At 63.9% G+C, this 26,435-nt stretch carries 21 protein-coding genes and 4 pseudogenes; 8 read left to right on the forward strand and 17 right to left on the reverse strand.

What is annotated here, in order from left to right; genetic code table 11:
• Window positions 1-99: 99 nt before the first annotated feature.
• Window positions 100-1,011: a LysR family transcriptional regulator gene (locus ACQ86E_RS14335; protein WP_431205916.1), complete on the forward strand. Its 912-nt coding sequence runs from the start codon at window positions 100-102 to the stop codon at window positions 1,009-1,011.
• Window positions 1,012-1,013: 2 nt separating this feature from the next.
• Here ACQ86E_RS14335 and ACQ86E_RS14340 read toward each other — a convergent pair whose 3' ends face one another.
• On the reverse strand, window positions 1,014-2,015 hold the full coding sequence (locus tag ACQ86E_RS14340) for a 2-hydroxyacid dehydrogenase (protein ID WP_431205917.1): 1,002 nt from the start codon (window positions 2,013-2,015) through the stop codon (window positions 1,014-1,016).
• Window positions 2,016-2,338: 323 nt separating this feature from the next.
• Here ACQ86E_RS14340 and ACQ86E_RS14345 point away from each other — a divergent pair, with 323 nt between their 5' ends.
• Window positions 2,339-2,869, forward strand: a complete 531-nt coding sequence (locus tag ACQ86E_RS14345) for an SH3 domain-containing protein (RefSeq protein ID WP_431205918.1) — start codon at window positions 2,339-2,341, stop codon at window positions 2,867-2,869.
• A gap of 142 nt (window positions 2,870-3,011) precedes the next feature.
• Here ACQ86E_RS14345 and irrA read toward each other — a convergent pair whose 3' ends face one another.
• The gene (gene irrA / locus ACQ86E_RS14350) at window positions 3,012-3,503 is read right to left on the reverse strand and encodes an iron response transcriptional regulator IrrA (RefSeq protein WP_431205919.1); all 492 of its coding nucleotides are present in this window, start codon (window positions 3,501-3,503) and stop codon (window positions 3,012-3,014) included.
• A gap of 349 nt (window positions 3,504-3,852) precedes the next feature.
• Here irrA and fabA point away from each other — a divergent pair.
• The 3 genes and pseudogenes from fabA to fabI all read left to right on the forward strand — a co-directional run bounded on the left by fabA (window position 3,853) and on the right by fabI (window position 6,534).
• Window positions 3,853-4,373 (forward strand): annotated as a pseudogene (gene fabA / locus ACQ86E_RS14355) (bifunctional 3-hydroxydecanoyl-ACP dehydratase/trans-2-decenoyl-ACP isomerase).
• A 41-nt stretch (window positions 4,374-4,414) separates the two neighbouring features.
• Window positions 4,415-5,638, forward strand: coding sequence for a beta-ketoacyl-ACP synthase I (gene fabB, locus ACQ86E_RS14360; protein WP_431205920.1), 1,224 nt, complete (start codon window positions 4,415-4,417; stop codon window positions 5,636-5,638).
• Window positions 5,639-5,733: 95 nt separating this feature from the next.
• Complete coding sequence (fabI, locus tag ACQ86E_RS14365) at window positions 5,734-6,534, forward strand: enoyl-ACP reductase FabI (RefSeq protein ID WP_431206475.1); 801 nt, start codon at window positions 5,734-5,736, stop codon at window positions 6,532-6,534.
• 19 nt (window positions 6,535-6,553) lie between these two features.
• Here fabI and ACQ86E_RS14370 read toward each other — a convergent pair whose 3' ends face one another.
• The 3 genes and pseudogenes from ACQ86E_RS14370 to ACQ86E_RS14380 form a co-directional block, all read right to left on the reverse strand.
• On the reverse strand, window positions 6,554-7,420 hold the full coding sequence (locus tag ACQ86E_RS14370; protein WP_431205921.1) for a hypothetical protein: 867 nt from the start codon (window positions 7,418-7,420) through the stop codon (window positions 6,554-6,556).
• A 45-nt stretch (window positions 7,421-7,465) separates the two neighbouring features.
• Window positions 7,466-7,926 (reverse strand): annotated as a pseudogene (locus tag ACQ86E_RS14375) (GNAT family N-acetyltransferase).
• 7 nt (window positions 7,927-7,933) lie between these two features.
• Window positions 7,934-8,860 carry a LysR substrate-binding domain-containing protein gene (locus tag ACQ86E_RS14380; protein ID WP_431205922.1) on the reverse strand — a complete coding sequence of 309 codons (927 nt, stop codon included), beginning with the start codon at window positions 8,858-8,860 and terminating at the stop codon, window positions 7,934-7,936.
• 113 nt (window positions 8,861-8,973) lie between these two features.
• Here ACQ86E_RS14380 and katG point away from each other — a divergent pair, with 113 nt between their 5' ends.
• Window positions 8,974-11,139 carry a catalase/peroxidase HPI gene (katG, locus tag ACQ86E_RS14385; RefSeq protein WP_431205923.1) on the forward strand — a complete coding sequence of 722 codons (2,166 nt, stop codon included), beginning with the start codon at window positions 8,974-8,976 and terminating at the stop codon, window positions 11,137-11,139.
• Between the two features lie 67 nt (window positions 11,140-11,206).
• Here katG and ACQ86E_RS14390 read toward each other — a convergent pair whose 3' ends face one another.
• From ACQ86E_RS14390 to rimP, 9 genes and pseudogenes are all read right to left on the reverse strand, one after another.
• Window positions 11,207-11,938 (reverse strand): superoxide dismutase, encoded by a 732-nt coding sequence (locus ACQ86E_RS14390; protein WP_431205924.1) that lies wholly within the window; start codon window positions 11,936-11,938, stop codon window positions 11,207-11,209.
• A gap of 204 nt (window positions 11,939-12,142) precedes the next feature.
• Window positions 12,143-14,299, reverse strand: a complete 2,157-nt coding sequence (gene pnp, locus ACQ86E_RS14395; RefSeq protein ID WP_431205925.1) for a polyribonucleotide nucleotidyltransferase — start codon at window positions 14,297-14,299, stop codon at window positions 12,143-12,145.
• 376 nt (window positions 14,300-14,675) lie between these two features.
• Window positions 14,676-14,945 carry a 30S ribosomal protein S15 gene (gene rpsO, locus ACQ86E_RS14400; RefSeq protein ID WP_007598346.1) on the reverse strand — a complete coding sequence of 90 codons (270 nt, stop codon included), beginning with the start codon at window positions 14,943-14,945 and terminating at the stop codon, window positions 14,676-14,678.
• Window positions 14,946-14,947: 2 nt separating this feature from the next.
• Window positions 14,948-16,066: a tRNA pseudouridine(55) synthase TruB gene (truB, locus tag ACQ86E_RS14405; protein WP_431205926.1), complete on the reverse strand. Its 1,119-nt coding sequence runs from the start codon at window positions 16,064-16,066 to the stop codon at window positions 14,948-14,950.
• Window positions 16,063-16,510, reverse strand: a pseudogene (rbfA, locus tag ACQ86E_RS14410) (30S ribosome-binding factor RbfA). The gene truB and the pseudogene rbfA overlap by 4 nt, the downstream one beginning before the upstream one ends.
• 154 nt (window positions 16,511-16,664) lie before the next feature.
• Window positions 16,665-19,391: a translation initiation factor IF-2 gene (gene infB, locus ACQ86E_RS14415; RefSeq protein WP_431205927.1), complete on the reverse strand. Its 2,727-nt coding sequence runs from the start codon at window positions 19,389-19,391 to the stop codon at window positions 16,665-16,667.
• A 70-nt stretch (window positions 19,392-19,461) separates the two neighbouring features.
• Window positions 19,462-20,145 (reverse strand): RNA-binding protein, encoded by a 684-nt coding sequence (locus ACQ86E_RS14420; protein ID WP_431205928.1) that lies wholly within the window; start codon window positions 20,143-20,145, stop codon window positions 19,462-19,464.
• Between the two features lie 22 nt (window positions 20,146-20,167).
• Window positions 20,168-21,778 (reverse strand): transcription termination factor NusA, encoded by a 1,611-nt coding sequence (gene nusA / locus ACQ86E_RS14425; RefSeq protein ID WP_431205929.1) that lies wholly within the window; start codon window positions 21,776-21,778, stop codon window positions 20,168-20,170.
• Between the two features lie 2 nt (window positions 21,779-21,780).
• A pseudogene (rimP, locus tag ACQ86E_RS14430) lies at window positions 21,781-22,441 on the reverse strand (ribosome maturation factor RimP).
• Here rimP and ACQ86E_RS14435 point away from each other — a divergent pair.
• Together ACQ86E_RS14435 and ACQ86E_RS14440 are read left to right on the forward strand one after the other, a co-directional pair.
• Window positions 22,440-22,586, forward strand: coding sequence for a hypothetical protein (locus ACQ86E_RS14435; RefSeq protein ID WP_431206664.1), 147 nt, complete (start codon window positions 22,440-22,442; stop codon window positions 22,584-22,586). The pseudogene rimP and the gene ACQ86E_RS14435 overlap by 2 nt on opposite strands.
• 331 nt (window positions 22,587-22,917) lie before the next feature.
• The gene (locus ACQ86E_RS14440; RefSeq protein ID WP_431205930.1) at window positions 22,918-24,000 is read left to right on the forward strand and encodes a DUF2336 domain-containing protein; all 1,083 of its coding nucleotides are present in this window, start codon (window positions 22,918-22,920) and stop codon (window positions 23,998-24,000) included.
• Here the strand turns inward: ACQ86E_RS14440 and trmB are convergent.
• The 3 genes from trmB to ACQ86E_RS14455 all read right to left on the reverse strand — a co-directional run bounded on the left by trmB (window position 23,997) and on the right by ACQ86E_RS14455 (window position 26,359).
• A complete protein-coding gene (gene trmB, locus ACQ86E_RS14445) occupies window positions 23,997-24,707 on the reverse strand; it encodes a tRNA (guanosine(46)-N7)-methyltransferase TrmB (RefSeq protein ID WP_431205931.1) in 711 nt (236 codons plus the stop codon). The genes ACQ86E_RS14440 and trmB overlap by 4 nt on opposite strands.
• Window positions 24,704-25,861, reverse strand: a complete 1,158-nt coding sequence (locus ACQ86E_RS14450; RefSeq protein ID WP_431205932.1) for a M20 family metallopeptidase — start codon at window positions 25,859-25,861, stop codon at window positions 24,704-24,706. The genes trmB and ACQ86E_RS14450 overlap by 4 nt, the downstream gene beginning before the upstream one ends.
• An 84-nt stretch (window positions 25,862-25,945) precedes the next feature.
• Window positions 25,946-26,359, reverse strand: a complete 414-nt coding sequence (locus tag ACQ86E_RS14455; RefSeq protein WP_431205933.1) for a helix-turn-helix domain-containing protein — start codon at window positions 26,357-26,359, stop codon at window positions 25,946-25,948.
• Window positions 26,360-26,435: the final 76 nt, after the last annotated feature.

Raw genomic sequence — 26,435 nt, forward strand, 5'->3', positions numbered from 1 at the left:
AGGCGGCTGATGGCGCCGCGTGACGAGACGAGATATGCGCCTGCCTGATTGCGTCGATAAGCTGGACAATCCAGAATGGCTTGTTCACAATATCGAACAATGGCCGATCCCGACCTGCGCGATCTCGACGCCTTCGTGGCAGTGGCCCGCACCCGCAATTTCAGGCGCGCCGCGGTCGAAATTCGTGTGTCCGTGTCGAGCCTTAGCCAGCGGCTCCGGGATCTGGAGGAGCGCCTCGGGGTCCGCCTAATGAACCGCACCACCCGCAGCGTCGCGCTGACCGAGGCGGGCGAGCTTTTGCTGTCGCGCGTGGCCCCCGCGCTGCGCGATGTCGGCGACGCCCTGGATCAGGTCCGCGGCCTCCGTGAAGTCGCCTCGGGCCGCCTGCGCATCAACGCACCACCGCCGGCGGTCGATCTCGTGCTCGCGCCGATGGTCGGGCCGTTTCTTGGCGCGCATCCGCAGATCGATCTCGATATCGTCAGCGAAAGCGGTTTCGTCGACATCGTCAGTGGAGGCTACGACGCGGGCGTGCGCTATGGTGAGCATCTGGCGCAGGACATGGTGGCGATCCCGCTGAGCGGTCCACAGAGCTATGTCGTGGTCGCTTCGCCCGATTACATCGCGCGCCACGGCCGGCCGAAACATCCAAAGGACCTGCTCGACCATGACTGCATCCGCGCCCGTTACTCGAGCGGCGTCATGCATGATCTCGAGTTCGAGAAGGCCGGCCAGGTCGTGAAGGTCGATCCGCCGGCGAAGCTGATCTCGACCAATATGGGCCTTGCCATGCGCGCCGTGCTCGACGGCGTCGGCATCTGGGCAACGCTCGACGGCTACGTCCATGATGCCGTGACATCCGGCGCGCTGGTCAGCTTGATGGAGGACTGGTGCGAGCCGTTTCCCGGACCGTTCCTGTACTATCCGAGCCGCCGCCAGACGCCGCCCGCGCTGCGCGCCTTCATCGACTTCGTCGCTGATTGGCGCAAGCGCGAAGCGCGCAGCAAATAACCTCAGAGCATGCTCGGCAGCACGCGATCCGGCGGCTTGTGCGCGTCGAGGAAGGTGCGGATGTTGATGATCACCTTCTCGCCCATCTCGACGCGGCCTTCGATCGTGGCCGAACCCATATGCGGCAGCAACGTCACCTTGCCGGCCTTGGCGAGCCGCACCAGCTTTGGATTGACCGCGGGCTCGTGCTCGTAGACGTCGAGGCCGGCGCCGGCGATCTCGCCGCCTTCGATCAGCTTGATCAGCGTGTCCTCGTCGGTCACCCCGCCGCGCGCAGTGTTGACGATGTAGGCGTCTTTCCGGATCAGCTTCAGCCGCCGCGCCGAGAGCAGATGATAGGTCGCCGGGGTGTGCGGACAGTTCACCGAGATGATGTCCATCCGCGCCAGCATCTGGTCGAGGCTTTCCCAATAGGTCGCGCCAAGCTCTTCGGCGATCTTGGGCGCCACGGGGCGGCGGTTGTGATAGTGGATCTGCAGGCCGAAGGCGCGGGCGCGGCGCGCGACCGCCTGGCCGATGCGGCCCATGCCGATGATGCCGAGGCGTTTGCCGCCGATGCGGTGGCCGAGCATCCAGGTCGGCGACCAGCCGGGCCAGGGCTTTCCTTCGGTGAGAATGGAGGCGCCTTCGATCATCCTGCGCGGCACGGCCAGGATCAGCGCCATGGTCATGTCGGCGGTGTCTTCGGTCAGGACTTTCGGCGTGTTGGTGACGGTGATGCCGCGGGCATGCGCCGCCTCGACGTCGATATTGTCGACGCCGTTGCCGAAATTGGCGATCAGCTTCAGCTTGCAGTCGGGCTGGTTGACGATGTCGGCACTGATGTGATCGGTGACGGTCGGAACCAGCACATCGGCGGTGCGCGCGGCCTCCGCGATCTGCTCCGCCGACATCGGTGTGTCCTCGAGATTGATCCGCGCGTCGAACAGCTCGCGCATCCGGGTCTCGATCGAGTCCGGCAGCTTGCGCGTCACCACGACGAGGGGCTTTTTCTTCACCGACATGTCCTGCCCTCATGAGGCGCCGCAGGCTGCCCCTGTCGCCAAAGGCCGGCCGTTGAGGCCTCATTAACCCGGTTGTTCGACACTGCGAATGCCGTGCCGTCCCCGGCGTTTCCTTCAAGCTCTCCCGACATTTCCGGCCGGAAAATCGGGGCAAACTGGTTGTTCAGATGTCCGTCCTCTCTAGCAGAAGGCCGGGCCAAGACAAGAACCACGGGCAAAGGGTTCGGGAACACCCGCGTGGGGCGGGTTGGGGTTCGCGCGGCAGGGTTTTGGAATTGGGGTGAGGACCTGGCTCAGCCAGGTTTTCCACAGGAGACGGGTTGATGGCGTTGGGGCGTTTTTGTTCGGTGATGGCGCTCGTTTGCACCTGGTTGAGCGCCTCGGTCAGCCCCTCGCATTCAGCGAAGGACAACACGCCCCAGACCGCCAGCGGCCTGCCGGTGCCGCGCTATGTCAGCCTCAAATCGGATCACGTGAACGTCCGCGCCGGTCCGACCAAGGACAATGACGTGGCCTGGGTCTACACCCGGTCCGGTCTGCCGGTCGAAATCACCGCGGAGTTCGAGAACTGGCGCCGGGTGCGCGATTCCGAAGGCGCCGAGGGCTGGGTCTATCATTCGCTGCTGTCGGGTCGCCGCACCGCGGTCGTCACCATGAAGCACAAGGACGAGCTCGCGCCGATCTACGACCGGGCCGATCCCGAAAGCGCCGTTGCAGCAAAGCTCCAGGCCGGCGTCGTCACGCAGGTGAAGAAGTGCAGCGCAAACTGGTGCCGCGTCACCGGCAATGGATTCGACGGGTGGATCCAGCAGGAACGCCTCTGGGGCGTCTACTCGGACGAGCAGGTCAACTGACGCTTGGCTGAGGGCAAGCTGCCGCCCTGGCCGTCATGCCCGGGCTTGTCCCGGGCATCGACGCACCTTTGCTTGGCCCCAAAACGTGGATGGCCGGGACAAGCCCGGCCATGACGACGAATTCAACAGTCCTGGATTTATCTCAGCGCTTCTTGCGCAGGCGCACGACCATGTCGATCCGCGCGATCTCGTAACCCTCCGGTACTTCCGGCATCTTGGACAGCGCCAGATGCGGATCCTCGATGTCGACCAGCTCGTGGCTGTTCTCGAGATAGTAGTGGTGGTGGGTGGTGACGTTGGTGTCGAAATAGGTCTTGGTGCCGTCGACGCTGACCTGACGCAGCAGGCCGGCATCGGTGAGCTGGTTCAGTGTGTTGTAGACGGTCGCCAGCGAGACCGGGACCTTGGCCAGCGTCGCTTCCTCGTAGAGCATTTCAGCCGTGAGGTGGCGTGCACCCTTGCCGAACAGAAGCCAGCCGAGCGCCATGCGCTGGCGCGTCGGACGAAGCCCCGCGGACTGGAGCATTTCGTTGACGTCATGCCATGGGCAACCGGTCAACGCCGGCTGGCGGCCGGACAAAAGGGCCGCGGCATGGATGTCGTCGTCGTGACGGGGCGCTGAATTCTCGCTCATTTCCAACTTCGGGCACGCGTGGACACTATCTATATGCAATATATGGACAGATAGATGCACATGCAAGTTTCTCGCAACTAGAGAGGTTCTAATCAGGCTTGGAACCGGGCGAGGATCGCGTCATTTTACCTTCATGAGACCGCTTTGCCACCCGAAATCGCCTGTGTTAGAGAGCGCGCGGTTCCGCTAACCGATTTTGGCGCTGCCAGGCATTGAGGCCTGGTCTGCAGACCATCCGGGCTCCCGGCATTCGCGCCTGATGACGACAATTGGCGCTGCTTGCCGAACCAAACGGGGCCGATTTTTGCCAGAAACGCCGCTCAATCGGGGTTAGAACAGAGGCTTCCGCATGTTGAACAGGCGCAACGGTTACGAATACGAAGATCTGCTGGCATGTGCCCGCGGCGAGATGTTCGGCCCGGGCAATGCCCAGCTGCCGCTGCCGCCGATGCTGATGTTCGACCGCATCACGGAAATCAGTGATAACGGCGGCGAGCACGGCAAGGGCGTGGTGCGCGCCGAACTCGACGTGAAGCCCGACCTCTGGTTCTTCGGCTGCCACTTCAAGAACGATCCTGTCATGCCCGGCTGCCTCGGCCTCGATGCGCTGTGGCAAATGGTCGGCTTTTTCTGGGCTGGACCGGGGGCGAAGGTCGTGGGCGCGCGCTCGGGCTGAACGAATTAAAGTTCAGCGGCCAGGTGCTGCCCGAGGCCCGCAAGGTTGTGTACAACGTCGACATCAAACGCGTGATGCGTTCAAAGCTCGTGCTCGGCATCGCCGACGGGTGGCTTTCGGTCGATGACCAGATTATCTATCGCGCGAAGGATCTGAAGGTCGGCCTGTTCAAGCAGGGCACGAGCCTGAGCTAACGCGCATCACCAAGAAAGACAACGATTTAGGCGAGGCTGTCATGAGGCGGGTTGTGGTCACCGGGATGGGAATCGTCTCGTCCATCGGAAACAACACCCAGGAAGTGCTTGCGAGCCTTCACGAGGCGAAGTCGGGCATTTCGCGGGCTGAGAAATATGCCGAGCTCGGCTTCCGTTCGCAGGTGCAAGGTGCGCCGACACTTGATCCTGCGACGGTCGTCGACCGTCGCGCGATGCGCTTCCTCGGCCAGGGCGCGGCCTGGAATCACATCGCGATGGAGCAGGCGATCCAGGACTCCGGTCTGTCGCCTGACGACGTCTCCAACATCCGCACAGGCATCATCATGGGCTCCGGCGGCCCGTCCGCCCGCACGATCGTCGAGGCGGCCGACATCACCCGCACCAAGGGACCGAAGCGCGTCGGTCCGTTTGCAGTGCCGAAAGCGATGTCGTCCACCGCCTCCGCAACGCTCGCGACCTGGTTCAAGATCAAGGGCGTGAACTATTCGATCTCCTCGGCCTGCGCGACCTCGAACCATTGCGTCGGCAACGCCTATGAGACGATCCAGATCGGCAAGCAGGACATCATCTTTGCAGGCGGCTGCGAGGAACTGGACTGGTCGCTGTCGGTGCTGTTCGACGCCATGGGCGCGATGTCCTCGAAATACAACGACACGCCCGCCACCGCCTCGCGTCCCTACGACGTCAACCGCGACGGTTTTGTCATCGCCGGGGGCGCGGGAGTCCTCGTGCTCGAAGAACTCGAGCATGCCAAGGCGCGCGGCGCGCGCATTTATGGCGAGATCGTCGGCTACGGCGCGACGTCCGATGGTTACGACATGGTCGCACCGTCAGGCGAAGGCGCCGAGCGCTGCATGCGCATGGCGATGTCGACGGTGAAGACCAAAGTCGACTACATCAATCCGCACGCCACCTCGACGCCGGCCGGCGATCCGCCGGAAATCGAGGCGCTCCGAAAGGTGTTCGGCGTCGGCGAGAAGTGCCCGCCGATCTCGGCGACCAAGGCGCTGACTGGCCACTCGCTGGGCGCCACCGGTGTGCAGGAAGCGATCTACTCGCTGCTGATGATGAACAACGGCTTCATCTGCGAGAGCGCGCACATCCAGGAGCTCGATCCCGTATTCGCCGACATGCCGATCGTGCGCAAGCGCATCGACAACGTCAAGATCGGCACCGTGCTGTCGAACTCCTTCGGCTTCGGCGGCACCAACGCCACGCTGGTGTTCAGCCGGCTGGATGTGTGACGTTCTTGTCGACGCGTTCGTGATTTCTCGTCATGGCCGGGCTTGTCCCGGCCATCCACGTCTTAGGCATGACGAAAGCGGAAGGTGATCACAAGATGGAAGGTTTGATGAAGGGCAAGCGCGGTCTGATCATGGGCATCGCCAATGATCATTCGATCGCCTGGGGTATGGCGAAGACGCTGCATGCCCATGGCGCCGAGCTCGCCTTCACCTTCCAGGGCGAAGCCCTCGGCAAGCGCGTCAAGCCGCTGGCGGAGCAGCTGGGTGTCGATCTGGTGCTGCCTTGCGACGTCGAAGACATCGCCAGTGTCGATGCGACGTTCGATGCGCTCCGTGAAAAATGGGGCCGGCTGGATTTCGTGATCCATGCCATCGGCTTCGCCGACAAGAACGAGCTGAAGGGCCGCTACGCCGACACCAGCCGCGAGAATTTTTCGCGCACCATGGTGATCTCCTGCTTCTCGTTCACGGAGGTGGCCAAGCGCGCCGCCGAGCTGATGACCGAGGGCGGCAGCATGATCACGCTGACCTTCGGCGCCTCGGAGCGCGCCATGCCGAACTACAACGTGATGGGCGTGGCCAAGGCGGCGCTGGAAGCGTCGGTGCGCTATCTGGCCTCCGATTTCGGACTGCGCGGCATTCGCATCAACGCGATTTCCGCAGGGCCGATCCGCACGCTCGCCGGCTCCGGCATCGGCGAGGCGCGCGCGATGTTCGCCTTCATGCAAAAGCATTCGCCGCTCCGCCGCGGCGTCACGCTCGATGAACTCGGCGGCTCGGCGCTGTATCTGCTGTCGGATCTCTCCGGCGGCGTGACCGGCGAAATCCACTATGTCGATTCCGGCTACAACACCATCCTGATGCCGAGGCCGGACGACTTGAAGACGTCGGAGTAGGCGGGCAAAGGCGCGCGGCTCAGTCTTCCTTCAAATAGCCGGGGATGCTCCGGTCAAGCCTGTCTACGACGAGCGCGCGAGTTCTCTCGCGGAGCGCCGCGTTGGTCGAAGCCGTATCGGGCGGATCGGGGAACAGCGAGTTGTCGAGCTTGGTGATCGGGTCTTCAAACAGACGCATATTTGCGGCGAGATTCGCGCCGATATCGGTAAGGGGACGCTTGATCTGCTCGTAGCTGCGGCCGTCAATCAGCGTGATCGCAACATTGGCGAAAATGTGAGAGTGCCGGATGATTTTGCCGAGCCCCTGATTGTAGGTGCCGATGCCATTCAGCGTCATGTTCGAGTTCGGCAGCTTCGTCTTGAACGTGGTTGCGACGAGATAGCGATCGCAACTTGCATTCGCGGTGAAGCCCTTCACGATCACCGGCAGACTCTCCTTCGGGTCCGGTATGAAGATCGCCTTCGCATGATAGAAGGGATCGAAGGCCCCCTTCGGATAGGCGATCCTGCGTACGGAGGGATCGTTGTTCGCTGCCGCACGCACGCGTGCGAAAACAAGATCGTCGAGGCCCCAGTCGATTGGGACTTCGTTTTCCTCAGCCTCGAAGATCGTCACGCCAAATTTTTGTACGGAGTAGCGCTCGCCGATCACCGAGATCACTCCGAGGCGGCACGGGCCGGCGTTTGCCGGCTGCTCCGGTTTGGCGACCGCCGCTCTCGTCTTTGCTGCCGATTTCTTGACTGCCGGCTTCGCGGGAGGCGTGGTCGCAGGAGGGGTTTGAGCTGCTGCCAGAGCGAGAGGGCAGAGCAGTGCGATTACGGAAACAGCAAATCGAACCATGGATTCCAGGGCATCGAGCAGCGGAAGGAGATCTGTCCACCACAATAGGTGGGGATCATGACAACCGCAAGCTGCACCAGAGCTCGCTGCCTATCCGGCCGGTCGCCGTTTCCACCGGTAGTACTTCATCACGAAACCGTTCGACGGTTCGAGCTCTTCCTTCTCGAACACAAAACCTTCGCGCTCGTACCAGCGCCAGGCCTTTCGTTTTCGCGCACGCAACGCAAATACATCTCATCCGGCATTTGCGTGCGCGTGAAGGCGAGCAATGTTCGTCCGAGCGATTGCCCCTGATAGGCGGGTCCGACGAACAGCATGTCGAGATAGAGCTTTGGCAGATGCAGCGCCAGCATCGCGGCGATCGTGCCGTTGTCGTCGGCGACGAACAGGCTCCAGCCGTGCTCGATCTCCCGCCTGACACGTGCACGCAGATTCGCCAGCAGGAAGTCGCTGGCCTCGCCGAGCCCGGTCGAGACCCAGCTCTCCATCCAGACGCGGCCGACCTCGTCATATTCGTCGGCACGTGCGGGGCGGATGATCGGATCCGACATGGGGGCGTCAGGCTCGCGAGCTGCGCGCGGGTTGACGTGCGCGCACCTTGCCGGCCGACAGGCACACCACCTCGGAGATCTGCAGGAGCTGGCGCGCCAGCGGGCTGGTCTTGCGCCAGACCATGCCGATGGTGCGCGAAGGTTCGGGGTCGCGGAAGCGCGCCAGCGAGACAGAGGCGGAGCGCGTCTCCACCGGCACGGCCATCTCCGGAATCAAGGTCACGCCGATGCCGGCGCTGACCATCTGGACCAGCGTCGACAGCGAGTTCGCGTCGAGCATCTCGCGCGGTGGCGACGACTGCATGTTGCAGAAGGACAGCGCCTGATCGCGGAAGCAGTGTCCTTCTTCGAGCAGCAACAGCCGCATCTCGCGCATCATCTCGCGCGATGGCACCGGCGTGCCTTCATCGGAACTCGGCCGGACCAGCAGGAATTTCTCGTCGAACAGCGCGACCTCGGTGAGCGACGGTTCCGACACCGGCAATGCGACGATGGCCGTGTCGAGCCGGCCTTCGACCAGTTCCTGGATCAGCCGGGGTGTCATCGTCTCGCGCACGCGGATGTCGAGCTCCGGATGCATGCGCGTGAGATTCTTGGTGATCGTGGGGAGCAGATAGGGCGCGATCGTCGGGATCATGCCGATCCGCAGCCGCCCGACGAAGCGGTCCTGCGAGGCGCGCGCGAAATCGCCGAGTTCGTCGACCGAGCGCAGGATGTCACGGACGCGCGGCGCGAGCTCTTCGCCGAAACGGGTCAGGGCCACCTGCCGGGCGCTGCGCTCGAGCAGCAGACCGCCGAGCGCGTCCTCCAGTTCCTTGATCTGCATCGACAGGGCCGGCTGCGAGATCGAGCTGGCCTCCGCCGCACGGCCGAAATGACCATGGCGCGCCAGCGCATCGAAATACCGGAGCTGGCGCATTGTCACGTTGACCATCAGAAAATCCTATCGCAGCGATCATTAAAGTCAACTTCCCCTGATGGAATGGGAGGCTTAGAGTGGTTCTACCTGGTCAAAGGCGCGAGTTCGCGCCACCAGAGGAGGTATTCATGGACGACACTTCAAAGTGCCCGTTTTCGGGTGGAAAACGCGTGCCGGCAAACCGCGATTGGTGGCCAACCCAGCTCAGCATCGAAATGCTGCATCGGAATTCCGACAAGTCCGATCCGATGGACGGCGACTTCGACTACGCCAAGGAATTCAAAACGCTCGACCTGAACGCGGTCATCAAGGACCTGACCGCGCTGATGACCGACTCGCAGGAATGGTGGCCCGCCGACTTCGGTCACTATGGCGGCCTGATGATCCGCATGGCCTGGCACAGCGCGGGCACTTACCGCACCACGGACGGTCGCGGTGGCGCCGGCGCCGGTCAGCAGCGTTTCGCGCCGCTCAACAGCTGGCCCGACAACGCCAACCTCGACAAGGCCCGCCGTCTGCTCTGGCCGATCAAGCAGAAATACGGCCGCAAGCTTTCCTGGGCCGATCTGATGGTGCTCGCCGGCAACGTCGCGCTGGAGTCGATGGGCTTCAAGACGTTTGGCTTTGCCGGCGGCCGTGTCGACGTCTGGGAGCCGGAAGAGCTCTATTGGGGCCCGGAAGGCACCTGGCTGGGCGATGAGCGCTACAGCGGCGAACGCGAGCTCGCCGAGCCGCTCGGCGCGGTGCAGATGGGGCTCATCTACGTCAACCCGGAAGGTCCGAACGGCAAGCCGGATCCGGTCGCTGCCGCCAAGGACATCCGCGAGACCTTCGCGCGCATGGCGATGAACGACGAAGAGACGGTGGCGCTGATCGCCGGCGGCCACAGCTTCGGCAAGACCCATGGTGCGGGCGATCCGTCGCTGGTCGGACCGGAGCCGGAAGCGGGCGCACTGGAGGACCAAGGCCTCGGCTGGAAGAGCAAGCACGCCTCGGGCCACTCGGGCGATGCCATCACCAGCGGTCTCGAGGTGACGTGGACGACCACGCCGACCAAATGGAGCAACAACTTCTTCGAGAACCTGTTCAACTTCGAGTGGGAGCTGACGAAGAGCCCGGGCGGTGCGAACCAGTGGACGGCCAAGGGCGCCGACGCGATCATTCCCGACGCCTTCGACAAGTCGAAGAAGCATCGGCCGACGATGCTGACCACCGACCTCTCGCTGCGCTTCGACCCGGCCTATGAGAAGATCTCGCGGCGCTTCCTCGAGCATCCGGATCAGTTCGCGGATGCGTTTGCCCGCGCCTGGTTCAAGCTCACCCATCGCGACATGGGGCCGATCCAGCGCTATCTCGGCCCACTGGTGCCGAAGGAGACGCTGATCTGGCAGGATCCGATCCCGGCCGTGAATCACGAGCTGGCCAGCGATCAGGACATCGCCGCGCTGAAGACGAAGATCCTGGCCTCGGGTCTCTCGGTGCCGGAGCTGGTCTCGGCGGCATGGGCGTCGGCCTCGACGTTCCGCGGCTCGGACAAGCGCGGCGGCGCCAATGGTGCTCGTATCCGCCTCGCCCCGCAGAAGGATTGGGAGGTGAACGAGCCAGCGCAGCTCGCGAAGGTCCTCGGCAAGCTCGAAGCGATCCAGAAGGACTTCAACGCGTCGTCAGGCGCGAAGAAGGTCTCGCTGGCCGACCTGATCGTGCTCGGCGGCACCGCCGCGGTCGAGAAGGCCGCGAAGGATGCCGGCGTCGACGTGAAGGTCGGGTTCACGCCGGGCCGCATGGATGCATCGCAGGAGCAGACCGACGCTGCTTCCTTTGCTCCGCTGGAGCCTCGCGCCGATGGTTTCCGCAACTTCATCGGCAAGCGGCATCAGTTCATGCAGCAGGAGGAAGCCCTCGTCGATCGCGCGCAGCTGCTGCGGCTCACCGGCCCGGAGATGACGGTGCTTCTCGGTGGCCTGCGTGTGCTCGGCGCCAATGCGAACGGTTCGAAGCACGGCGTCCTCACCTCGAAGGTGGGAACGCTGAGCAACGACTTCTTCCTCAACCTGCTCGACATGAGCACGCAGTGGACGCAGGCGGCCGACGGCACTTACGAGGCCCGCGACCGCAAGACCAATTCGGTCAAGTGGACCGGCACGCGCGTCGACCTGATCTTCGGCGCACACTCGCAGCTTCGTGCCTACGCTGAAGTTTACGCGACGTCGGACGCCAAGGAGAAGTTCGTCAAGGACTTCGCCAAGGCCTGGACCAAGGTGATGAACCTCGACCGCTACGACATCGTGGCCTGATCCTGATCAGCAAGCGATAAACAAAAGGGCGGCCGAGAAGCCGCCCTTTTTCGTGGCGCGATCGCCCTCACACGCCGAGTGTGCCGGCCTTGGCGGCGGCATAGCGTTCACCTACGACTTTCCAGCTCACTGTGTTCCACCATGCCTTGAGATAATCGGCTCGGCGGTTCTGGTAGTTCAGGTAATAGGCGTGCTCCCAGACGTCGTTGCCGAGCAGCGCACGCTTGCCGTCCATCATCGGATTGTCCTGGTTGGGACGCGTCTCGATCGCAAGTTTGCCATCCTTGCCGACCGTCACGAACACCCAGCCCGAACCGAACACGCGTCCGCCGGCAGCGTTGAAGTCGGTCTGGAATTTTTCCATGCTGCCGAGATCGCCGTCGATTGCGGCGAGCAGGGCGCCTTCCGGCTTGCCGCCATTCGGCCCCATAATTTGCCAGAACATGGTATGGTTGGCGTGACCGCCCATGCTGTTGCGGACGCCAGTGCGGATCGCTTCGGGCACGGCACCGAGATTGCCGAGCACATCACCGACAGGTTTGTCCGCGATCTGCGGATTGTCCTTAGCGAAATTGTTCAGGTTGGTGATGAACGCCTGGTGATGACGGTCGTGATGGATCTCCATCGTCCTGGCATCGATATGCGGTTCCAGCGCGTTCGCCGGATAAGCCAGCGGATCGAGCTTGAACGGACCTGCGGGTGCCATCGCGGCCTGCGCGAACGCGAGGCGCGGGGCCGCGGCAGCGGCGACGAGGCCGGTTGCAGCGAACATGAGACGACGCCGGGATAGGGATGACATGTGGTTCTCCTGTCTGGGGACGACCCGCGGATACGGCGGACGACCGTGAGAACAGGTACGCAGCAGCGACTGTCGCCGGTTTCAAGCGCAGCCATTCTGACGCTGCGGCGGAATCGCGCATTGCATCCCGGTGATGCCCGCCGCAGACGGCCAACAAAAGGGCGGCCTCGCGGCCGCCCTTCGTATTCCGATGGTTCCGGGCGATTACTCGCCGGCCGCCTCGCGCGGAGCCTTCTCGCCGTCGCCGACCTTGCCCTCGAGGTCTTCGCCGGTGGTCTGGTCGACGACCTTCATCGAGAGGCGGGTCTTGCCGCGGTCGTCGAAGCCGAGCAGCTTGACCTTGACCTTGTCGCCTTCCTTGACGACGTCGGAGGTCTTCTGCACGCGCGCCGAAGCGAGCTGGCTGATGTGGACGAGACCGTCCTTGGAGCCGAAGAAGTTCACGAAGGCGCCGAACTCCATCACCTTGACGACGGTGCCGTCATAGATCTGGCCGACTTCCGGATCGGACGCGATCGACTTGATCCACTTGATCGCGGCCTTCATCGCCTCGCCGTCGGAGGAGGCGACCTTCACGGTGCCGTCGTCCTCGATGTTGACCTTGGCGCCGGTCTTCTCGACGATCTCGCGGATCACCTTGCCGCCGGTGCCGATCACTTCGCGGATCTTGTCGGTGGCGATCTTGAAGGTCTCGATGCGCGGTGCGTATTCGCCAAGCTCGGCGCGGGCGTTGGTGAGCGCCTTCGACATCTCGCCGAGGATGTGGATACGTCCATCCTTGGCCTGGCCGAGCGCGACCTTCATGATCTCTTCGGTGATGCCCTCGATCTTGATGTCCATCTGGAGCGAGGTGATGCCCTGCTCGGTGCCGGCGACCTTGAAGTCCATGTCGCCGAGATGATCCTCGTCACCGAGAATGTCCGACAGAACCGCGAAGCGCTTGTCTTCGAGGATCAGGCCCATCGCGATACCGGCGGTCGGCCGCTTCAACGGCACGCCGGCATCCATCAGCGCCAGCGAAGCGCCGCAGACCGAAGCCATCGAGGACGAGCCGTTCGACTCGGTGATCTCCGACACCACGCGCGTGGTGTAGGGGAATTCATGATGCGGCGGCAGCACCGGGTGGATCGCGCGCCAGGCGAGCTTGCCGTGGCCGATCTCGCGGCGCTTGGTGCCGCCGAGGCGACCGGTCTCGCCGACCGAGTAGGGAGGGAAGTTGTAGTGCAGCAGGAACGTCTCTTTGTACGTTCCGGACAGCGCATCGATGTACTGCTCGTCCTCGCCGGTACCGAGCGTGGTCACAACCAGCGCCTGGGTTTCGCCGCGGGTGAACAGGGCCGAGCCGTGGGCGCGGGGCAGTACGCCGACTTCGGCGACGATGTTGCGCACGGTCTTGCTGTCACGGCCGTCGATGCGCTTGCCGGTGTCGAGGATGTTCCAGCGAACGATCTTGGCTTCGAGCTCCTTGAACACGCCGGAGATGCGGAGCTTGTCGTATTTCGGCTCCTGCCCTTCGGGGAAATAGTGGGCGATCACCTTTTCCTTGACCTTGCCGACCGCGGCGTAGCGATCCTGCTTGACCGGAATGGCGTAAGCGGCGCGCAGCTCCTGCTCGACAAGGCCGAGCATTTCCTTCTCGAGCGCCGAATTGTCGATCACGGTGACTTCGCGCGGCTCCTTGGCGGCCTTCTCGGCGAGCTCGATGATCGCGTTGATGACCGGCTGGAAGTGGCGGTGACCGAACATCACGGCGCCGAGCATGATGTCTTCGTTCAGCTCCTTGGCTTCCGATTCCACCATCAGAACGGCGTCGGCAGTACCGGCGACGACCAGGTCGAGCTGGGTGTCGACCATCTCGTCGAGCGTCGGGTTGAGGATGAACTCGTCATTGGCGAAGCCGACACGGGCAGCGCCGATCGGGCCCTTGAAGGGCGCGCCGGACAAAGTCAAAGCAGCCGATGAGGCCACCAGCGCCACGATGTCGGGATCGTTCTCCATGTCGTGGGAGAGCACGGTGACGATCACCTGGGTCTCGTTGCGCCAGCCGTCGACGAACAGCGGACGGATCGGACGGTCGATCAGGCGGGAGACCAGCGTCTCCTTCTCGGTCGGACGACCCTCGCGCTTGAAATAGCCGCCGGGAATGCGGCCGGCTGCGTAGGTCTTTTCCTGATAGTCGACGGTCAGCGGCAGGAAGTCGACGCCTTCGCGCGGCGACTTCGCAGCGACGACGGTGGCGAGCACCACGGTCTCGCCGTAGGTGGCGACGACGGCGCCGTCGGCCTGGCGGGCGATCTTGCCGGTTTCGAGCTTGAGGGGGCGTCCACCCCAGTCGATCTCGACGGAATGCTTATTGAACATAGTGGTCTTCTTTCATGGGTTCTCGAAAGAAGGACGGACCTGAAAAACAAAAACCATGCGCAAGATTGCGGGACGCTGATCGAAGCGGGCGATCAGCGTCCTGCGATCCTGCCATGGTTTTTGGATTTCGGATGGCGTCCATCCTTTCGGGTCATACGGGCGCCTTGCCCGTTGTGCCCAGCCGCCGGATTGCTGCTGGACTGTCAGTCGGCACGAAAGCGACGACCAATTGCGGTCCTCGCTGATCGTGCCTCGGATGCTTGCCTTGAATGGCTCGCACCCGACGCGCACGCAGCCTCGATCAAAAACCTTTAAATCAACGCTTTCGTTCGAACCCGCGCACGAAAACGCGCGCCGGTGGCGCGCGTGAGAACACTTAGCGACGAATGTTGTGCTTCTCGAGCAGCGCCTTGTAACGCGCCTCGTCCTTCTTCTTCACATAGTCGAGGAGCGAGCGGCGGGTCGAGACCAGCTTCAGAAGACCGCGGCGCGAATGGTTGTCCTTCACGTGGGTCTTGAAATGGTTCGTGAGGTTGGCGATGCGTTCCGACAGGATCGCGACCTGAACCTCTGGCGAACCGGTGTCGCCGGCCTTGTTGGCATTCGTCTTGATGACTTCCGCTTTGCGTTCTGCGGCAATCGACATCGTCAATTTCTCTCGTTACGACCGGAGCTGGCAGTCAGGCCGGTCAGGTTGAACACACGCTTGGGGATGATTTCGCCATTGCCGACTTCAGCAAGCGCCAAGAGACGGCCTGCCACCGTGACATAGACTGTGCCGCTACTAGTGGGCGCATCCCGTCCGCGCAACAAAACGGCTTGGCCCCGATGGAGCCTTGCCGCATCAGCCCGAGTGACGGCCAGTGCCGGGATGTCGTCCAGCGCGGTCTCAACGGGCATAAGCGCGTCGGCGAGGCTACCCTCGCCGGACGCGGCTCTATCGCACAAAGCCTCCAACTGATCCAGCGGAATCATGTCGTTCTCGTCAAATGGGCCGACCAGGGTCCGCCGCAGCGCGCAGATATGGCCATAAGTGCCGAGAATCCGGCCCATATCGCGGGCGAGCGCGCGGACATAGGTGCCCTTGCCACACTCGGCCTCGAATACGGCCCGGTCACTATCCGGTTGATCTACAAGGGCTAAATGGTGAATCTCGACCGGGCGGGGGGCCAGCTCCACGATCTCGCCGTCGCGGGCGAGGTCATAGGCGCGCTCGCCCTGGACCTTGATCGCGGAATAGCGCGGCGGGACCTGCTCGATCACCCCGGTGAAGCGGGGCAACAGGGCCAGGATGGCCTCGCGGGTCGGGCGCTGGTCGGAGGTCGCGGTCACCCGGCCCTCGATGTCGTCGGTGTCGCGTTCCTCGCCCCAGCATACGGTGAACTGGTAGCGCTTGCGGCCGTCCATGACGAAGGGAACTGTCTTCGTGGCTTCTCCCAGCGCAATGGGCAGGCCGCCCGAGGCGAGCGGATCGAGGGTGCCGGCGTGTCCCGCGCGCTTGGCGTTGAACAGGCGCTTCAGCACGGCAACGGCCTGCGTCGAGGTCATGCCGATCGGCTTGTCGAGCACGACCCAGCCGTGGACGTCGCGGCGGTCGCGGCGCGGCTGGTTACCCTTCTGCGGCCTGGCGCGCGGATCGTTGTTGATGCGGCGCGCCTCCTGATGCGGCTGAGAATTTCCGCCCAGATCCGCAAAATTATTTTTCTGCGGGTCGCGCTGATCGGTCTCTTCGCCGCCGATCGTGCCGTGAGCCGGGTCCATCGTCATTGCTCTTCTTCCCGATCCGTATCCGGATCCTGTTCCAAATCCTGTTCGAGGTCCTTCTGCACCGCAGGTGTTCTCAAAAGCTTCTCGATCCGTTCCGCTTCGTCGAATCGCTCGTCGACGCGGAAGCGAAGGTCAGGTGCAAATTTCAGGTTAACGCGATGCGCGACCTCGCCGCGCAGAAACTTCTTGTTGCGGCTCGAGCGCAGCGATGACGACCCCGGTGTCGCGGCCACCGAGCGGCATCACGTAGACTGTCGCGAGCTTCAGGTCGGGCGACATCCGCACCTCCGGCACGGTGATGATGTGACCTTCGAGGTCCGCATCATGCACATTGCCTTGCGCCAGAATCTCGGCCATCGCGTGGCGAACCTGTTCGCCGACGCGCAACTGGCGCTGCGAGCCTCCGCCTGGCACGGAACTCTTCTTCTGATGATGGCGTGGCATGGTTCGAAATCACCTCATTGCCCGTGCTTGGGACACGAGCATTGTCATTTGTCCTGTTGAAGCGAATGAGAGGCGGATGGCCGGGAAAAATCCCGCCACCGCACTCTCGTCATTTCAGTTCAAAAAGATCCGTGCGCTTCGGTAAGATTTGGACTTACAGGGAGCGCTGAATCGTCTCCACGCGATAACACTCGATAACATCGCCAGCGCGCATGTCGTGGTAGTTCTCGAAGGCCATGCCGCATTCCTGACCGGACTGGACTTCCTTCACCTCGTCCTTGAAGCGCTTCAACGTCGACAGCTTGCCTTCGTGCACGACGACGTTGTCGCGGATCAGGCGCACATTGGCGCCGCGTTCCACGGTGCCGTCGGTGACGCGGCAGCCGGCAACCTTGCCGACCTTGGAGATGTTGAATATCTCCAGGATCGAAGCATTGCCGAGCATGGTTTCGCGCAAGGTCGGCGCGAGCAGACCGCTCATCGCCTTTTTTATGTCGTCCACGAGGTCGTAGATGATGTTGTAATAGCGGATCTCGATGCCGTTGCGCTTGGCGGCAGCAGCGGCCTCCTTGTTGGCGCGAACCGAGAAGCCGAGGATCACGGCGTTGAAACCTTCCGCGAGCGTCACGTCGGATTCCGAAATACCGCCGACGCCGGCATGCAGGATGCGGGCGGCGACTTCGTCGGTGCCGAGCTTCTCCAGCGATCCCAAAATCGCTTCCAACGAGCCCTGCACGTCGGCCTTGATGATCAGCGGGAAGTCCTTGCGGCCCGACGTCTTGAGCTGCGACATCATCTGTTCGAGCGAGCCGCGCATGCCGGAGATCGAGGCAGCCGCGTTCTCGCGCTTCTGGTGCGCGCGGTAGCTGGTGACCTGACGGGCGCGGGCTTCGTTCTCGACCACGGCGAGACGATCGCCGGCTTCCGGCGGACCGTTGAAGCCGAGCACTTCGACCGGCACTGACGGACCGGCTTCGTCGATGGTGATGCCCTGATCGTTGATGAGGGCACGGACGCGGCCCATCTCGGCGCCGGCGACGATGATGTCACCGACCCGCAACGTGCCGCGCTGCACCAGCACGGTCGCCACCGGACCGCGGCCGCGATCGAGCTTGGCTTCGATCACGGTGCCTTCCGCCGGACGATCCGAATTGGTCTTCAGGTCGAGGAGTTCGGCCTGGAGCGCAATCATCTCGAGCAACTTGTCGAGATTGGTCTTGTTCTTGGCGGACACCTCGACGTCGACGACTTCGCCGCCGAAGGATTCGACCTGCACTTCATGCTGGAGCAGTTCGGTGCGCACGCGCTCGGGCTTGGCGTCGGGCTTGTCGATCTTGTTGATCGCCACGATCATCGGCACATTGGCCGCCTTGGCGTGATTGATCGCCTCGATGGTCTGCGGCATCACGCCGTCATCGGCGGCAACCACCAAGATCACGATGTCGGTGACCTTGGCGCCGCGGGCACGCATCGCGGTGAAGGCGGCGTGGCCGGGCGTATCGATGAAGGTGATCTTCTTGCCGCTTTCCGGCGATGTCACCTGATAGGCACCAATATGCTGGGTGATGCCGCCGGCTTCGCCGGAGACCACGTTGGCATGACGGAGCGCGTCGAGCAGCGAGGTCTTGCCGTGGTCGACGTGACCCATCACCGTCACGACGGGCGAACGCGTCTCGGTGTCGGTGGAATCGTCGGTTGCGTCGAACAGGCCTTCTTCAACGTCGGACGCGGCAACGCGCTTGACGGTGTGCCCCAGTTCCTCGGCGATCAGCTGCGCGGTGTCGGCGTCGATCACGTCGGTGATCTTGTGGATCGCGCCCTGCTTCATCAGCATGCGGATGATTTCCACCGCGCGCTCGGCCATACGGTTGGCGAGCTCCTGGATGGTGATCGCTTCAGGAATGATCACCTCGCGAATGAGCTTTTCCTTCGGCTCGTTCGCGGCATGGCCCTTCAGGCGCTGGGTGCGGCGGCGGAATGAGGCGATCGAGCGCTCGCGCACTTCGTCTGCGTTGAGCGCGGTGACGACGGTCAGACGGCCGCGCTCTTTCTGCGGACCGGGCTTGTGCGTGGGCTTGGGAGGGACCACAGGGCGCGCTGCGCCGCCGGGTCCGCGGCGGATCTGGCGCGGACCATCGTCCTCGTCCGGACCGGCTGCGACCGCGGGAGCGCGACCCAATGGGCCGCCTGTCGGCCGCGCCGTGGTCGTTCCAGGGCGGGCGGTCGTCGTTCCCGGGCGTGCCGTGGTCGTGGTGGTGCCGGGGCGAGCTGCGGGCGCGCCGGGACGCGGCGCAGGAGCGGCCGGGGCCGCCGCAGTTGATGCCGGGCGGGGAGCAGACGGCTGCTCGCCTTCGCCAAAACGCTTCTTGGCTTCGGTCTCGGCCTTGCGCTTGGCTTCGTCCTCGTGACGATGGCGCTCTTCCTCGGCCTTGCGGCGGGATTCGGCGGCTTCGCGATCGGCGCGCTCGGCGGCCTCGCGAACGGAGCGGCGCTGGGCCTCTTCCTCGGCCTGGCGGCGCTCTTCGACTTCGCGCACCTTGGCATCGGCCAGCGCGCTGGCGCGGGCGGAACGTTCGTCCTCGGTCAGGGTGCGCAGCACCGCGCCGGAGCCGGAGTTACGCGGCGGCGCCGGGCGCGAGGGAGCGGGCGTGCCGGGACGCGGCGCGGGAGCGGCCGGTGCCGGCTTTGCGACAACCGTCGGAGCCTGCGGCTCGGGGCTGCCGTCGATCCGGCGCTTGCCGCGCTTCTCGACCACGACCTGCTTGCTGCGGCCATGGCTGAAGCTCTGGCGCACAGTGCCCGTTTCGACGCGTGGCTTGAGCGATAGCGTCTTGCTCGGAACGCTCAGCTTCTTGTCGTCAGGGGTCTTGGTATCAACCATTCAGCAGTCCTAATCCTGATCTGTTAGCGTTGTGCGTTGCCGCACCGTCCTATTGGGTGGTCGTTGTCTCTCAGAAATCCTGGCCGGGCTTTTCGGCAGTCTTGTCATCGTCCGCCATCCGGTATCGGACCAGCATCTGGCTACGTGACAGGAATGACTTGCTCGCCGGGCCCGCGAGCAGGGCAGCATGTATCACATTTGACCGGGTAAGTGCCAAATCCAATTCTACTGATTTCAGTGCGGTAACGACGGGAATCTGCGGCCTGGTGCCGCGATTTCCGTCATTTTGACGTGCCAGCATGTCCAATTTGCGGATTCCGTCCGCGGCCCCGTCGCTGGCATGGATCAGGACCTCGACCGTGCCTTCCCGCAGGGCGCTTTCGACCTTGCCGAAACCGGCCACGATCTGGGCCGCCTTGGCAGCAATCCCAAGGGCTTCGGTCACGCTCCGAACCAGGAGCGCCTCGATGTCCGCAGGAAACGTCTGGGGGATGCGCAGTTCGCGCTTGAAGGCTTTGCTGAAATGGTGACGACGAACGGCTTCCGCAACCACCTCGCGCGAGGCGGTGAGCCACATGCCGCGTCCGGGCAGCTTGCGCTTGAGATCGGGGACGACGTGTCCTTCCGGCGAGACGACGAAGCGGATCAGCTCGTCGATCGGCCGGACCTCGCGGCTGACCGCGCACATCCGCATGGTCGCGGACCTTTCGGTCCGCGGGCCATTGTCGAGATCGTGGTCGGTATCTGCGAGCATCCGGGCGACATTCTCCTGGCCCTTAAGCCGGCTGATCTTCAGCCGCCTCAGCCTCTTCGGCCGGCTTGGCAAGATCGGCTTCGGTGATCCAGCCGGCCTTGACGCGGGCCTGCATGATCATGGCTTCCGCGTCGTCGCGGGAGATTTCGAGGCCATCGAGCGCGCCGGGGAACTTGGTCTGTTCGCCGCCTTCCTTGCGCTCGGTCCAGCCGACCAGATCGTCGGTGGCGCAGCCGGCGAGGTCGTCCACCGTCTTGATGTCGTTCTCACCGAATTTCACCAGCATCTTCGAAGTCACGCCCGGCACGTCCTTGACGGCGTCCTCGACACCGAGCTCCTTGCGCTTGGCTTCGATCTCGGCTTCCTGCTGCTCGAGATATTCGCGGGCACGGTTCTGGAGTTCCTGCGCGGTCTCCTCGTCGAAGCCCTCGATGCCGGCGAGCTCCTTGAGGTCCACCATGGCGAGTTCCTCGACCGAGGTGAAGCCTTCTGACGCCAGCAGCTGGCCGACCACTTCGTCGACGTTGAGCGATTCCATGAAGACGCGGGTGGAGTTCTCGAAGTCGGCCTGGCGGCGCTCCGATTCCTCCTGCTCGGTCAGGATGTCGATGTCCCAGCCGGTGAGCTGCGAGGCCAGACGCACGTTCTGGCCGCGGCGGCCGATCGCCAGCGAGAGCTGGTTGTTGGTGTCGGGCACGACGACTTCGATGCGCTCGCGGTCCTCGTCGATGACGACCTTGGAGACTTCGGCCGGCGCCAGCGCGTTGACCACGAAGGTCGCGATGTCGGGCGACCAGGGAATGATGTCGATCTTCTCGCCCTGCAGCTCGTTCACCACGGCCTGCACGCGCGAGCCGCGCATGCCGACGCAGGCGCCGACCGGATCGACCGAGGAATCGCGGGAAATCACGCCGATTTTCGCGCGCGAGCCGGGATCGCGGGCCACCGCCTTGATCTCGACGATGCCGTCATAGATCTCGGGCACTTCCTGCGCGAACAGCTTCGCCATGAACTGCGGATGGGTGCGGGAGAGGAAGATCTGCGGGCCGCGGGTCTCGCGGCGGACGTCGAAGATGTAGGCGCGGACGCGGTCGCCGTTGCGGAACACTTCGCGCGGCAGCATCTCGTCGCGGCGAATGATGGCTTCGCCGCGGCCGAGATCGACGATTACGCTGCCATATTCGACGCGCTTGACGACGCCGTTGACGATGTCGCCGATGCGGTCCTTGAATTCCTGGTACTGCCGGTCACGCTCGGCCTCGCGCACCTTCTGCACGATCACCTGCTTGGCCGACTGCGCGGCGATGCGGCCGTATTCCAGCGGCGGCAGGGTGTCGGCGATGGTGTCGCCGACCTGGGCACCGGGATTGGCGCGCTGTGCGTCCACCAGCGAGATCTGGTTGGAATGGTTTTCAACCGTCTCGACGACCAGCATGTGGCGCGACAGCCGCAACTCGCCCTTCTTGGGGTCGATCTCGGCGTGTACGTCGGTCTCGCTGCCATATCGGGCCCGCGCGGCCTTGGCGATGGCGTCCTCCATCGCCGCGATGACGATGCCGCGGTCGATCGATTTCTCGCGCGCAACGGCGTCGGCGATCTGGAGCAACTCAAGTCGATTGGCACTGACTGCCATGGCTAGTCTCCTTCGTCAGGCTCGATCTCGCCCCGCCGCGCGCGATCGGCGGCAAGGCGATGTTTCTTCGTATTGGTCGGGGCCGGCTTTTTTGGCGTCGGAGCCGGCTTCTTTTGCGGCTTGGTGTTCTTGGTCGTTTTCTCGCTGATGCTGGCGTGCGGTGCCGCCGGCGGCTCCAGGCCGAGATTGCGGCGCATCTCGCGCGCCTGGGCCTTGCCGCGGCGCATTGATTCCGCGATCAGCTCGTCGGTCAGCACCAGCCGTGCCTCGCCGATATCCTCCATCGCCAGGAGGACGTCGGTCTCGTCGCCCGACTTGACGTCGTCGCGATGCAGATGCACGCGGTCGCCTTCGACGGCGCCGATCTTGCCACGGAACCGCTTCCGCCCCTCATGGGCGACAGCCATCTCGACTTTCACCAGATGGCCCACATAGCGCTCGAAATCCGAGCGCCGCACCAGGGGCCGGTCGATCCCCGGCGAGGAAATCTCCAGCCGATAGGCGCGATCGATGGGGTCGGCGACATCGAGCACGGGCGACAGCGCCCGCGAGATCGCCTCGCAGTCCTCGAGCCTGTATCGTGCCATCCGGACGCTCGGCCATGATCTGTACGGTGCAGCCGGATTCACCGGAAATGCGGACCCGCACCAGGCGATAACCCATGCCCTCCAGCACCGGACCCGCGACCGCGGATACCCGTGCCGCCACGCCCGGCTCGACGACGAGCCTCGGCTCGGCCAGCAACTCGGCATCCGTGGAACCAGTGGTCGGTTCGGTCATATCCAGGGTCAAGGCGCTCGATGGTTAAGGCTTGGTTACGACTGCAAAGCCCGCTTCGGAACTTTCCCGACAACGCGTCAGGCCGTATCTTCCGCCAAGCCGCGCTCAGGTAATAAAAAAGAGCGGGTCCTTTCGGGCCCACTCTCACTACGCGGATCGTATGAGAAGATGAATTGGGGCTGATATAGCCCTTTCCGTCCTCCCGGACAAGGCCCATCGCAGGCAGGACGAGGCTTTTTGCGTCCGGTTCGCGGGGCCTCGCGCAACGCTTCCTTCATCTAGCAGGCCTAGATTCCCTGATTGTGGGGCGGCTTGGACCAAGGGCGCACCCGCGGCGTGCCCTGTTCGAGTTGCGTTTCATGACCGTTGCCACGTCGCTCATTCCCGGACTGGACGATATCGTCAAACGCGGTGATCCCCGGCGTCGCGGCGAGATCGCGCGCGCCATCTCCGAATTGTTCTTTCACGATGCCGCAAGGCTCCGTCCCGAACTCATCGAGCTCTTCGACAATCTCCTGATCGATCTCGTCCCGCATGCCGAGCTGGCCTCGCGGGTCGATCTTGCCGAACGCTTCTCGCGCCTGGACAACGCGCCGCCGCATCTGGTGACCCAGCTCGCGCGCGAGAACGAGATCATGGTGGCAGGCCCCGTGCTGCGCCACTCGCCCGTGCTCGACGAAGCCGCCCTGGTCGAGATCGCACGGTTGAAGGGCCATGGTCATTTGCTGGCGATGACGGAGCGCCCCGCTTTGCCGGCTGTCGTCACCGACGTGCTGGTCGAGCGTGGCGATCGCGACGTGGTGCGGCGCGCGGCCGGCAATGCCGGCGCGGTGTTCTCGCCGAGCAGTTATTCCGAGCTGATCAAGCGTGCGGCACAGGATGGCGTGCTGACGCTCAAGATCGGCCAACGCGACGATCTTTCGGGAGAGCACCTGAAGGAGCTGCTCAACGGCACGCTCGGCGTAATCCGCCGCCGCCTCTCGCGCGTGGTCAATCCCGCGCGTCAGGTCGAGATCAAGCGCGCCATGACCGCAATAGAGGAGGCTTCTCAGCCGCCCGGGCCGCGGCGTGATTTCTCGGCGGCACAGCGCACCGTGCTCGCCTTGCATCGCGGCGGACATCTCGGCGAGAGCGCGCTGCTCGGCTTCGCCAGGGCGCACAAATACGAGGAGTCGATCGCCTCGCTCTCGGCGATGGCCGGAGTCCGCCTCTCGATTCTCGACCGCTTGATTTCGAGCGACCGCTACGATCCGATTCTGATTCTGGGTCGGATGCTGAATCTCGGCTGGCCCACGGTGCGCGCCCTGATCCTGATGTGGTACGGCCAGAATCGCACGCCAGCCGATGCCGATCTTGAGCAGGCGCGCGTGAATTTCACGCGCCTGATGCCGGCAACGGCCGAACGCGTCGTGAAATTCTGGCGCAACCGGCAGACGATCTAGAGCCGCCTGAACCGCAGATAAGCCGCCTTGCGCCCTTCGCGCGTGGCCTTCCGGCCGTAGCGCGTCATGGTGTAGCCGTTCCACGGCAGCCGGAAATCATCGGCGCGTTCCGCGAGCCATCGAAAGTCCGGCGAGCGCGACAGATGCGACAGCGTCCAGGCGCAGTAATCGTCGATGTCGCAAACGAAGCGGAATTCGCCGCCAGCCTTCAGCACGCGCGCCATCGCGGCGATCGTCCGGTCCTGGACGAAGCGCCGCTTCCAGTGACGGCGCTTCGGCCAGGGATCGGGATGGATCAGGTCGATTCGCGACAGCGAGCCCTGCGGCAGCCAGGCCAGCAGCTCGGCGGCGTCGCCCGCGAACAGGCGGATGTTGGCGATGTTGGCGGCCTCGATCTGCGCGAGGATCTTCGCCATGCCGTTGACATAAGGCTCGCAGCCGATGAAGCCGGTCCCGGGGAAGGCCTGCGCCTCGGCCGCAAGATGCTCGCCGCCGCCAAAGCCGATCTCGAGTCGCACCTCGTCCGCTGCGGGATCGAAGATCTCGCCGGCATTGGCCGGCGCCTCGCCGTCAATGTCGAGCGCAAGATGCGGCAGCAGATGATCGATCAGCTCGGCCTGGTGCTGCCTGAGCTTGTGGCCCTTGCGGCGCCCGAAGAAGGCGCGCTCGCTGTCGTCGCGATCGGGGTCTGATTTGCGTTCGCTCATCGCAGCGTCTGGTACAGGCGATGCAGCAGCCGCGCCCGCGGTTCGAGTGACGAGATGTAGAGCTGCTCATAATGGGTGTGCGCGCCCTTGCCGTCGACGCCGAGCCCGTCGAGCGTCGCGGTGTGCGCGGCGGTGAAATTGCCGTCCGAGCCGCCGCCGGTGTGGGCGTCGATCAGCTCGAAGCCGATCTCGGCGGCAAGCGTCTTGGCGTGCTCGTACAACGCGGCGCCGGCATTGTTCTTCTCGTAAGGTGGACGATTGAGCGCGCCCGTGACCTTGACGGTGACGCCTTCCGTCTTCGACGTCAGTCCGAGGATCCTGCCGACGAATTCTTCCGCATCGGTGAAGCTCGGGACGCGCAAATCGATTTCGGCGTGGGCCTCTTCCGGCGTGACGTTGGGCCGTGTGCCGCCGCGCACCACGCCGACATTGACGGTGACGCCGCGCTCCAGGTCGTTCATTCCCTCCAGCGCCAGGATCACGTTGGCGAGCTCGCGGTTCGCGCTGCGGCCGTCCTGGGGCCGTGTGCCGGCATGCGCGGGCACGCCCTTGATGAACACTTCAAATCTCCCGACGCCCTTGCGCCCGGTGACGATCTTGCCGCCGTCGCGCGCAGGCTCCGTCACCAGAACGTATTTGGCCCTGCGCCCTTCCTGCTCGATCAGCGCGCGGGAGGTGGGGCTGCCGATCTCCTCATCGGAGGTGAAAATGTGGGTGATGCCGAGCGGTGAGCGCTCGGCCGTTGCGCAAAGCGCGCGAAAGGCGTGCTGGGCGATGTAGGCGCCGCCCTTCATGTCATAGATGCCGGGGCCGAACGCGCTGTCGCCTTCGACCCTGAACGGCAGGCGCTCGATGAATCCCATGGGATGAACGGTGTCGAGGTGGCTCAGCACCAGAATGCCCGGCAGGTCCTGGCCCCAGATCGTGCGCGCAACGAGATGATCGCCGCAGCCGTCGACGCCGGCGATGCGTTCGAGCGTGACCGGCAGATCGCGATATTGCTCCGCGACCACAGCGATCAGCTTGTTGACTTGATCAGGCGCTTCCGTCGGCGTCTCGATCTCCACCCAGCGCCGGATGCCATCGAGAATAGTTTGAGAATCGAACCAATTGGAGTTGGTCATGAGCGCATCTGTGCCTTTGAACCGCATCATCGGAAAGGGGACGCATCAAAGCGCGGCCACAGATGACGACATAGGCCAGAATTGACGCTGTCACAAATCGTACAGCGTTGGCACTCAGCGCTTGTCGGGGCCTTCGCGTGCCGCGATCTGCTCGACGAGGTCGACGATCGAGCGGCGCATCTTCGAATCGGTGATTCGCGTAAACGCCTTGGTCAGAGCGAGACCTTCCGACGTCGCGAGGAAGTCCGACACATATGAGGGCGAAGCACCTTCAGCGAAGCCGTCGGGTCCGGCCACGCCGCTCGGACCGCCTTCGAACAGGAACGATACCGGCACCTGCAGAATCTCGGAAATCTGCTGAATGCGGCTCGCGCCGACACGATTGGTGCCCTTCTCATATTTCTGAATCTGCTGGAAAGTCAGGCCTAAAGCTTCACCGAGCTTCTCCTGACTCATGCCCAACATGATGCGGCGCATGCGCACGCGGCTGCCGACATATTTGTCAACAGGGTTGGGCGCTTTCGACATTTCCTCAGCCTCCAAACATCACCGTCGGCGCAATCGAAAAGAATGCCTCAGGTGCAAGCAGCGTAAAAATCAAACC

This window comes from Bradyrhizobium betae, from assembly GCF_050632175.1.
GTDB classification, from domain to species: domain Bacteria; phylum Pseudomonadota; class Alphaproteobacteria; order Rhizobiales; family Xanthobacteraceae; genus Bradyrhizobium; species Bradyrhizobium betae_B.